This window comes from Frankia sp. CpI1-P, assembly GCF_001421075.1.
Classification (GTDB): domain Bacteria; phylum Actinomycetota; class Actinomycetes; order Frankiales; family Frankiaceae; genus Frankia; species Frankia torreyi.
Genome location: NZ_LJJX01000038.1, coordinates 66,697 through 72,696, shown reverse-complemented (window position 1 = coordinate 72,696; position 6,000 = coordinate 66,697). Strand labels below are relative to the sequence as shown.

The following is a 6,000-nucleotide window of genomic DNA, read 5'->3' as shown; positions in this document are numbered from 1 at the left end:
CCAACACCAGCCTGCCACACCCCAGAACTAAACAGCGACGGTCTACTAGGCTAAACGGCATTGCTCCCCGAGGTGTGGCCGCCGTGGGCGATTGCGGGGGTTTCGCTCGCGGCGGATAAGTCGGGTGTTCCGGACAGGCCTGAGGCGTTCTGGGTGTTGATCAGGTTCTGGGTTCTGGGTTTAGCAGTGCGTCAGGATCGCCTTAGAGAAGTCGGGCGAGCGGGGGACAGGTCCGCCCGCGGACGGCTCCTTGCCGAATGATCCGCAACCGTTGGCAAACGGCCTGGTCNAGTTNACGTTTCACGATTGCCGGGCGGACGAGTGCGGGGAGAAGGCGTCAGGATATGGTCGCCGCCAGCGCGAGCAGCACCAGGGCGCTGACAGCGGCGATCGTCCGGATGGAGTTGAAGAAGTCCCAGCGGGCCCGCTGGGACTGCCAGTCGCTCGGCGGCGCGCCCGGCGTCCAGGTGGCCATCGCGTTGTTGATCGGGAGGTCGCCACGCACGGTGACAATGATGTTGGTGAAAACGCCCACCGCGGCGACCGCGGCCAGGATCGCGCAGGCGGCGGAGCCAACTACGGCGGCGACCGCCGTCAGGGCCACCGTCGAGAGCAGGCAGGCAATCTGCAGCGGCTTCATGAACTTCGGGTAGCTGATGTCGAACGCCTGCTTGACGAGTACGTAGGTGGTCGCGGGCAGGGAATGCATCGCAGGCCGCACGGCGACCAGACCAATGGTCATCGTCCCCGCGACGAGCCCGGCCAGCACGAGGGAGACTACGACAAGGGTCGAGACCATGATTTTTTGGCTCTCCATCCATCAGACGCCGCTGAGTGGATGTGTTCATACCAAGCCGGACGGGTCGTCGCGACCCGTTGTCCTTTTCCTGCCTGGCGTGCCGGACGGCGCAGCGGGATGGCCCGTGGCGGGGGTAATGCGGGCTACCGGGCGGTTGACGCCCGGCGGCGTGCCGGGCGGGTGAGTCGATCCGTCACGAATTGTAATCGGTGCGATGCTTCCTGGCGAGGGTGGGCTGGCCGGTCGATGAGCCTTGGCTGGCTCGTATCCGCAAGCCGTCCCCGCTGGGAACCGGCGTGTGAGGTTGTTCGCCGGCAGACTGGTTGATCGATCTCCTCACGCTCGGCGAACGACAGATGCCGAGGCGACCGCTTGGGAGCGCATGGCACCCTCGACCGTTCATGAACGCAGGTCGCGCTTGACCGCGACCTGCTCAGCTCGCGGATGAGGCTCGCTTGCCGGTGGCGCGTTCATGGGCACGTAGGGTGTCGACGGCCAGGCGGCGCTCGGCCGGGGTCAGCGGTTGGAGGGCCTCTCGCCAGGCGGTGGCACCTGGACCGAGCCATCCCTCGATCGCCGGACGGCTGACGTCGGCGATGCTCACGATTCGCCGCCGCCGGTCGTCGGGATCCTCGCGGCGCTCCACGACCCCGCCGCGGCTGAGGTCGGCGACCATGAGGCTGACCGTCATCGGCGCCACCTCCAACCGCGCGGCCAGGGCATTCACGGTCATGAGCCCGTCGAAAAGCAGGTACGACAGCAGCGACAGGTGCCGGGGGCCGAGGGCCAGTTCGGCCAGCTCATCCGGCGGCNGTGTCCGCTTGGCCCGCCCGACCAGTTGCGGCATCAGCAGCAGGAGCTCTCGGACGGCCTCGTCCACGTCGAACTCGCCGCCGCGCCCAGGGCTGGTTGACACTTCCCTCCCCGTCGTAGTTAGCGTTGCTGGAAAGGGCCGCGAAGGCCGGCGTGCGCTATCTGGTGCTGCTGTCCTCGCCGGCGTCCTCTGAAGTCGGAGAGTTCGACCAGCCCATCGGGCTGGTGCACCGCGCGGTCGAGCGGGCCGTCGCCGAGTCCGGGATCGCGCACACCGTGCTCTACCCGAGCTGGCTCGCTACCTAATGCCCGGCGCGACTGGGCCGAGCAGATCCGTATGACCGGGCGGGTCGCGCTGGCCTTCGGGGATGCGTCCTGCACGCCGATTCAGACCTCTTCGCCCGCATCGGGTTGATTTTTCGCTCCTGATCGAGTTGCCGGTTCAGGTCACGGATGGGACGGTAGATGGGGCGATTCCGAGAGGGGGTGGGANATGAGATTGCCGGCTGCTGTCCGGCTTACCGGTATCCAGTACCCGGCGCCTTCTGGAATATTCTCTTCATTTTCCCACAGCGCCGATCATCCCATTCCTCGGCGTCTTTTTACCTGATCCCGAGAGGGCCGGAAATGGCCTCCCGGGAAGTCGACCATGCGCGGGCGAAACAGGATCAGGTCGCCGCCTGTATCCGGGAGACAGCCTCCGGCGCCGGGATGGACGCGGACACGGACACGCTCTCCAGGCTCGCTGAGCTCAAGGCGACCGGCGACCTGCCCGAGGCGGAAACCAGCATGCCGAGGAGAAGGTCCTGCGCTGAAACCACTCGACGAGGTGGGAAGGATGGGTAATCGTGCTTTCCTGGATGGTTCGCCGGCAGGGGCGGCGGGCGGGGCAGCGGGCGGGAGTGCCGGTGTCCCGCTCCCGGCGGGTGGCGGCTTCAGCGGCGTTGATGAGCTTCGCCGCGGCGGTCACTGTCATCTTCGCCCGGCTGATCGACCGGCCGATTGCCCTGCCGGTTTCGGTCGCCGCTGTGACGATCGCGCTGGTGGCAGGCTGGGCGGCGCTGGTCGGACGGGGGCTGCGCCGCCTGAGCGCGGCCGTAGTGGCGGCCTTCGCGCTCGGCGGCCTGATCGCCTTCGCGGGGGTGGTCGGCCTGACCACCATGCTGGTCACCGCGTGCCTGCTCGTCACGTCGGGAACCGCAGCGCGCGGCGCCTTCGGACGACACCGCCCCAGGGGGCGCATGGTTGGAGCCGCCCGGCGCGGCGTCCTGCTGGTGAACCCGCGCTCCGGGGGTGGCGCCGCCGACCGCCACAATCTCGCTCAGGAGGCCGCCCGGCGGGGGATCGCGGTCGTCACCCTCACGGAACGCGCTGATCTGCGTTCCCTCGCCGAGGACGCCGCCGACCGCGGAGCCGACGTGGTGGGCATGGCGGGCGGCGATGGTTCGCAGGCACTGGTCGCGGACGTGGCACGGCGGCGAGGGATGGCGTTCGTCTGCGTCCCAGCCGGTACTCGTAACCACTTCGCCCTTGACCTCGGCCTCGACCGGAAGGATGTGGTGGGGGCGCTCGACGCGTTCGACCTCGCTGTCGAGCAGCGCGTTGACCTCGGTCAGCTCGGTGACCGCGTGTTCGTCAACAACGTCTCGTTGGGCGTCTACGCCGAAATCGTGCAGTCCGACAGCTACCGTGACGCCAAGATGGGAACGGCGGCCGCGATGCTGCCCGACCTGCTGGGCGTGGACCGCGCTCCGCCGGATCTTCGCTTCACCGGCCCGGACGGTCAGGCCGGNTCGACCGCGGACGTCCTGCTCGTGTCCAACAACGCCTACCAGCTGCACAGCCTTNGTGGTTTCGGTACCCGGCCCCGGCTCGACAGCGGCCGGCTTGGCGTGGCGGCGTTGCGCGTCGATCGCGCTCGCGACCTACCCGCCCTCGTCGCGCTCGAGTCCATGGGTGCCATCAGCCGGTTCCGCGGTTTCCACCAGTGGACCAGCCCCACCATGCGCATCGACTCCGCACGACCGGTCAGCGTCGGCGTGGACGGGGAGGCGCTGCGCCTGCCNCCACCGCTGGATCTCCGCTTGCTTCCGGCGGCTGTGCGCATTCGGATTCCACTGCACGCGCCCGGGGTCCCGGCCGCGCGGCCGGGTGTCTGGGGGATGTTCCCCGCGCTGATCCGCATCGCCGTCGGCCGGTCGCCGGCCTGAACCGTGCCCGTGCGTATCGGCGTGGGTGTCAGGTGGTCGGCGGCCCCACGACGCCGTCGGAAGGCCTGCCATCGGGGCTCCCGGGACCGGGTCGGATGGTGCCGGCGGCGGCAAGGACACCCAGCACAGCCAGAGTGATCAGAACTACCACAAGGACGAGGGCGACCGATGACGGGGTCGGAGAGTTCCACAGCGCCAGGGCCAGCGCCCCGGCCCCGATGACGATCCCGCTGGTGAGGCGGCGATGCCTGGCCAACCAGCGGCCCGCGCCGCCGGTGCGCACACCCACCCGGGTCGCGGCCCGACCGACGGCTCCGGTGGCGTGGGCGGCGCCGGAGCGGACAGCCCGGGCGCCGCGCCCCGGCCCGTAGAGATATCCAGCGACCACGATGATGACGGCTATGGTCAGCCAGGTAAGCGCGCTGTCTCGCAGGAAACGGACGAGAGTGTCGTAGATGGCCGCTGCCGCGTCCCGCGGCTGGGTGTCGGACGGGACGGAGTCCAGATAGACCTGGCGCATGACGGCCAGCCCCACGAGCAGCACGATCATCGTTACGCCGATTCCGATTCCCGTGGCCATGAGCCCGGCGCGGTGCGAGGGCGCCAGCCACACGCCCAGCGCGGCGAGTGCCACAACGGCGACCGGCAGCCAGCGGCCGAGGACGGCGAGTAGCCGCAAGGCGTCCTGAGCCTTGCTCAGTTTGTCCGTTCGCAGCAGCACGATCTGTCGGTCGACGTCGGGAATCTTGTTTGCCTTCTCGAAGCCGGCGTCGGCCAGCCGCTTCTGCACACTGTCGACGACCGGGCCGATGTCCAACACGATCGTGTTGTCCTTGGCCTGCACGGCGCTGCCGCCCTTACCGGTGAGGACCTTCACCACGGCGGCATGTGCCCGACGGTTCGCGTTCTCCCAGACCAGGGGGAACTGGTCACTGGTGACCACCCCCTCAACCACCTGATGTACCGCGCTGGTCAGGGCGGTCTTCAGCGCGCCGGCCAGTGCGTCGGCGTGGTCCACGACAGCGGGGGGAGCGCCGTTTCGCGCGAGGACGCCGGCGAGCGACGCGGTGACCTGATCGACGTTGACGTTACTGACGACCCGGCCGGTCAGACGGTCGATCACCAGGTTCTGCACCGCGGGGTCGGTGGCGAGCGGGGCGACGGTATCGACGTACCGGTCCGTATCGGAGATCGTCGTGTCCGCCCAGGTGGCAACCACGGCGAGCGGCGCCAGCACGGCGGCCAGCAGGAGCAGGAGGGACGCCCCGACGGTCCGTAGCCGGTCGTGCCGCACCGCTGCCGCGCTGCGCAGCCGCTCGTACTCCGCCCGTTCCCCGACGGACAGGGGACGCTTGTCGTCCGAACGCGCCGGGCCGTCCGAGCCGCCGCCAGCACTGGCAACCATGGCGCAGCCCTCCTGCTTTCTGCCTGGGGAGGCCGCCAGCACGGTCCCGCGGCCGCGACTTTCCCTGCGAGGAGTAACCATAAACTGCCGGCAGGCGAGACGGGAATGTGCCGCCGAGAAACTCCGGAAAAATATCGAAATCCGCTTCCTCCGCCTCGATCCGTTGCCGTCGTATGTTTGCGGGCCACCGGTCTCGGGCAGCCAATACGAGGAAAATATCCTTGAAATGCAAGTGGTCAAATTAAGGAGAGAGTAATGACGACACAGGCTCCTGAGCGGACGCTCGGCGCGATCGCGCACGGCGACGCACCAGTCTTCGAAGAGATCGTGCAGATGCACCTGAACACGCTTGAGCGGTCGGGCCTGGACGAGCGCACCTACCATCTCGTGCGCCTGGCGGCGCTCGTCGCCGTGGACTCGGCGCCCGCTTCCTATCTGATGAACCTCGCCGCTGCCCAGGAGGCAGGCCTCACCGCCGCCGATGCGCAGGGCGTGACCACCGCCATCGCACCGATCGTCGGAAGTGCCCGGGTCGTGTCGGCCGCGGGGAATGTCCTGCGCGCGCTCGGATTGGACGAGATCCTGAACGAGAGCCCGGAGTAACGGGAATGGTGTGAGGTAGAGCATGGTAGCGGTCGTCAGCCCACCGCCGGTCGCGGCCGGTTCGCGGCCACGGCTGTCCGCGAGGTCCGAACAGCTCACGCCGACCGAGCGCGCGGCCCGGGGAAAGGGCGCGAGGATCCTCGCCCCGCGCCGGATTCACGGCGAGTATG

Annotated in this window: 4 protein-coding genes and 3 pseudogenes; 3 read left to right on the top strand and 4 right to left on the bottom strand. The window is 68.8% G+C overall.

The window, feature by feature from the left end; all coding sequences use genetic code 11:
* Positions 1-337: 337 nt before the first annotated feature.
* The 3 genes and pseudogenes from FF86_RS22255 to FF86_RS67675 form a co-directional block, all read right to left on the bottom strand.
* Positions 338-799 (bottom strand): anthrone oxygenase family protein, encoded by a 462-nt coding sequence (locus tag FF86_RS22255; protein WP_044888254.1) that lies wholly within the window; start codon positions 797-799, stop codon positions 338-340.
* Positions 800-1,232: 433 nt separating this feature from the next.
* Positions 1,233-1,611, bottom strand: a pseudogene (locus FF86_RS54855) (MarR family transcriptional regulator); the annotation flags it as partial.
* Position 1,612: 1 nt separating this feature from the next.
* Positions 1,613-1,715: pseudogene (locus FF86_RS67675) on the bottom strand (MarR family transcriptional regulator); the annotation flags it as partial.
* Positions 1,716-1,738: 23 nt separating this feature from the next.
* On the opposite strand from FF86_RS67675, the gene FF86_RS32345 reads away from it, so the two are divergent.
* The gene (locus FF86_RS32345) at positions 1,739-1,918 is read left to right on the top strand and encodes a hypothetical protein (protein ID WP_044888255.1); all 180 of its coding nucleotides are present in this window, start codon (positions 1,739-1,741) and stop codon (positions 1,916-1,918) included.
* Between the two features lie 554 nt (positions 1,919-2,472).
* Positions 2,473-3,404, top strand: a pseudogene (locus FF86_RS64290) (diacylglycerol/lipid kinase family protein); the annotation flags it as partial.
* 446 nt (positions 3,405-3,850) lie between these two features.
* On the opposite strand, the gene FF86_RS22235 reads toward FF86_RS64290, so the two are convergent.
* A complete protein-coding gene (locus FF86_RS22235) occupies positions 3,851-5,227 on the bottom strand; it encodes a hypothetical protein (protein WP_044888256.1) in 1,377 nt (458 codons plus the stop codon).
* Between the two features lie 255 nt (positions 5,228-5,482).
* Between FF86_RS22235 and FF86_RS22230 the strand changes: the two genes are divergently transcribed.
* On the top strand, positions 5,483-5,830 hold the full coding sequence (locus FF86_RS22230) for a carboxymuconolactone decarboxylase family protein (protein WP_044888257.1): 348 nt from the start codon (positions 5,483-5,485) through the stop codon (positions 5,828-5,830).
* The last annotated feature ends 170 nt before the right edge of the window (positions 5,831-6,000 follow it).